This window comes from Streptomyces corchorusii, assembly GCF_001514055.1.
GTDB lineage: Bacteria > Actinomycetota > Actinomycetes > Streptomycetales > Streptomycetaceae > Streptomyces > Streptomyces olivaceoviridis.
The window spans coordinates 1-3169 of record NZ_KQ948397.1; the positions used below are offsets into that span (position 1 = coordinate 1).

Annotated in this window: 3 protein-coding genes and 2 pseudogenes; 3 read left to right on the forward strand and 2 right to left on the reverse strand. The window is 67.2% G+C overall.

Features of this window, described 5'->3' with window-relative positions:
• Positions 1-18: 18 nt before the first annotated feature.
• Both AQJ11_RS47980 and AQJ11_RS53070 read right to left on the reverse strand, forming a co-directional pair.
• Positions 19-540, reverse strand: a complete 522-nt coding sequence (locus AQJ11_RS47980) for a transposase (RefSeq protein WP_425265044.1) — start codon at positions 538-540, stop codon at positions 19-21.
• A pseudogene (locus AQJ11_RS53070) lies at positions 526-708 on the reverse strand (transposase); the annotation flags it as partial. The gene AQJ11_RS47980 and the pseudogene AQJ11_RS53070, both read right to left, overlap by 15 nt.
• Positions 709-1333: 625 nt before the next feature.
• Between AQJ11_RS53070 and AQJ11_RS44920 the strand changes: the two are divergent.
• The 3 genes and pseudogenes from AQJ11_RS44920 to AQJ11_RS44930 form a co-directional block, all read left to right on the forward strand.
• A complete protein-coding gene (locus AQJ11_RS44920; RefSeq protein ID WP_159061824.1) occupies positions 1334-1690 on the forward strand; it encodes a hypothetical protein in 357 nt (118 codons plus the stop codon).
• 12 nt (positions 1691-1702) lie between these two features.
• The gene (locus AQJ11_RS44925; RefSeq protein ID WP_059267376.1) at positions 1703-2098 is read left to right on the forward strand and encodes a hypothetical protein; all 396 of its coding nucleotides are present in this window, start codon (positions 1703-1705) and stop codon (positions 2096-2098) included.
• A gap of 524 nt (positions 2099-2622) precedes the next feature.
• Positions 2623-2943, forward strand: a pseudogene (locus AQJ11_RS44930) (transposase); the annotation flags it as partial.
• Between the last annotated feature and the right edge of the window lie 226 nt (positions 2944-3169).

The window sequence follows — 3169 nt, forward strand, 5'->3', positions numbered from 1 at the left end:
AGGAGTTGTCTTCAAATGTCACGCCCACATCCGGAGCGATGCGAGGGTGATGGCTGCTTGGTAGGACTCGGCGGTTTTGTCGTAGCGGGTGGCGATCCCTCGCCACTGTTTCAAGCGGTTGAAGCAGCGTTCGACCACGTTGCGCCGTTTGTAGAGGTGCTCGAAGGCCGGTGGGCGCCCGCCGCGATGGCCGCGCCGGAGCCGGTTGCGGATCTGGTCGGACCGTTCCGGGATGGTGTGGCCGACACCGCGCCGCCTGAGCCAGGTCCGGATCGCTTTGGAGCTGTAGCCCTTGTCGCCGAGGACGTGGTCGGGCCAAGGCGGGGCCGTCCCGGTCCGAGGCGGGGCACCCGTATCGCGTCCATCACGGCGGTGAACTGGATGCAGTCGTTGGTGTTCCCGCCCGTGACGGTGAAGGCGAGCGGACGCCCCAGGGAGTCGCACGCCAGGTGAATCTTGCTGGTCAGGCCACCTCGGGAGTGTCCGAGTCCCGGGTGACGCAGCCCCCTTTTCGGCCCACGGGCCGTACCGCTCGGGCACGTCCCGCCAGGCGGTCCCGGTCCGGAACTTCCACACGATCCCGTTGAGCACCGTGCGGTCGTCCAGCCGCTTCCTACCCCGCAGCGACTCGGGCAGCAGCGGCCGAACGAACTCCCATTCAGCATCCGACAGTTCATGGCGACGTATCACCCGGCCGTGATCCACCACTGAGGATCATTTGAAGACACCGCCTAGACGCCTGGCCACCGTGCCCCATGGTGTCGCTCGGCGACAAGAGAGTCGAAGGCATTGCCGGTGGTCAGCATGGCGCCGGCCTCGGGTGAGGCGCAGGTGCAAGCGCCGGCAGAGATGTTGTCCGGTGTCCCATCAGCCCATTTCATCACTGTGCAGCTGGACGCAGGCGCCCCGATCACCGCCCCGGTGGGCTGACTGCTGGGTCTTGGTCTGGCGTCGCGTAGGGCTGCGGCGGCGTGGGGGTGTGACGACCGGGGAGGCAGCTCAACTCCGGCGTCCTCCGGTGTTCCACCTGGCAGACCGGCGGCCCGCCCGTCGATCAATTCAGGAGGCCTCGCCCGTGCCCTCGCCGCGTCCATTCGGGTGATCAGCCCCAGCGGACGCCTTGCCACGGCACGCGGCGGATCCCGCGCTGCCTGAGGCGGGTTGCGTCTTCGCGTCCCCTGGAAGTCAAATGGATGATGTGCGGCCCCGTTGTCCGAGATACCACTGTTGGACGACCAATCAGTGTGATCCCATGAGACGTCACATCAAGCCAGGCGGTCTCTGCGCAGGTGGCCCGCCGTAGGGCAGGCCGCACGACAGGAGTTCAGTTGTGATGACATTGACAAAGTCCTTCGCTCGTCTCGCCGCTGCCACCGCCGTCGCCACCGTGACGGCGTTCGGCGCCCAGGCTTCCGCATCGGGCAGCCCACTGTTCGCGTACTTCTACAGCGGTCCCGGCCAGACAGGCACCAGGGCGGAGATCGACCTGGACGAAACCGGCGTCTGCCACAACTTCGCCGAACCCGCCCGCTCGTACGACATCGCGTCGACGAACGACATCGAGGTCTACTGGAACCGCGACTGCCGACCGAGCGAGCCGGGTTACCCCGACTTCCGTACCGGGACCTTTTCCACGGGCGAGTTGCCGCTCCCGGGTATGAGCTACCGCGTCCGCCTCGGCTGGGACTGACCTCCGCCACGGATGGAATGGTCGACAGCACTGGCCCTGTGCATCTTCTTCCATCGCCACCGCCTACTCGGCATCTCCGCCCGCCGAGCGGAAAGGCTCGCCGAGGACCTCGGCGTCACGACCGGCAATCTTGCCGCCCAGTCAGGCAACATCACCCGGGCCAGAAGCTACGGTCGGCATCGTTTGATCAGGCTCTGGAAGACGTACCCGCGCGCCATGAAGCGCGCCCTTGAGCAGGCGGTTCACGGCGACGCTGCGTTCTTGGTCCACTGTGAGTGGCGCCCGCTGTCCGCAGCGGTGTGCCGCGGAACTGACGTGTGGCGAGTGGCCATCCGGCTCGCACTGGCGGGGTTGTCGGCAACGGGCTGGGTCCCTACCAAGGGCGACGACGCGGCCATGGACCAGTAGGCACGGTACCGCCTCCGCCGCGAGAGCGCACTCTTACCCGACGCCGGCGGCGGACAGCCTGAACGCGTCGGCGCTGACGTCCCACACGGGGTGGTCCGCGGTGAGCTGTACCCGCAGGCGCGGGTCGGCCGGCATCCGTCGACTCGCGGCAGGCTCGGCACCGTGCGGGACGACGACTGCCCGGCCGCCCATCGCGACCTGGCGGGAGGATCGGTGCGGCGTCGTCCAGCAGTTCGGCGAGCCGTTCGCACGATACAGCCCAGGGCGCCGACTGGCCGTCCGGCGGCGCCAGCAGGGGCAGGGCGGGTTCCTCATGTGCGCACTGCTCACACACCGTCGTCATCAGGTCGGTGGAGTTGTAGCTCCGCCGACCACAGGTGACGTGACCGGAGCGGTCTCCTTGGTCGACGCGGATCGCGTGCCATACGAGGTCTGCGACAACCCGCTACGAGATACGTAGATACCGCCAACTCGGATTGCTCTAACACCATGTCCTACGTGGTCAGTTGGTCGTTGACCAGGCCATGGGGAGTGGGCGGTGGGGATGGATCGTGCCGGAAGGTTTGTGGGAGATCGCCAGGCCCTTGCTTCCGCCGGCGCGAGTACGGCCGCAGGGCGGCGGGGTGGCCAACATCGATGACGAGGCGGTGTTCGCGGCCATCATTTACGTGCTGGTCAGCGGTTGTGCCTGGCGGGCTCTGCCGCCGTGTTTCGGGGCGTCGAAGTCGACGGTACACCGTCGGTTCCTGATCTGGTCGCGGGCCGGCGTGTGGGGACGGCTGCACCAGAGGGTGCTCGAGATGTTCGCCGAGCAGGGCCTCATCGACCTGTCCCGGGCGGTACTGCATTCCCTCATGTCCACGCCAAAAGGTGCCTCTATGGGCTTCGTCAAGCTGTAGCCGGGGTGGGCGCCTGGTAGAAGGTGCCGTCTCGGAGCATCGCGAAGAGGACGTCGATGTGACGTCGGGCGAGTGCGACGAGGGCTGCGACATGGTGTTTTCCCCTCGCGACGTTTTCGGTCGTAGTAGGCACGGGACTCGGGTTGGGAGAGCGAGGCGAACGCGGCGAGGC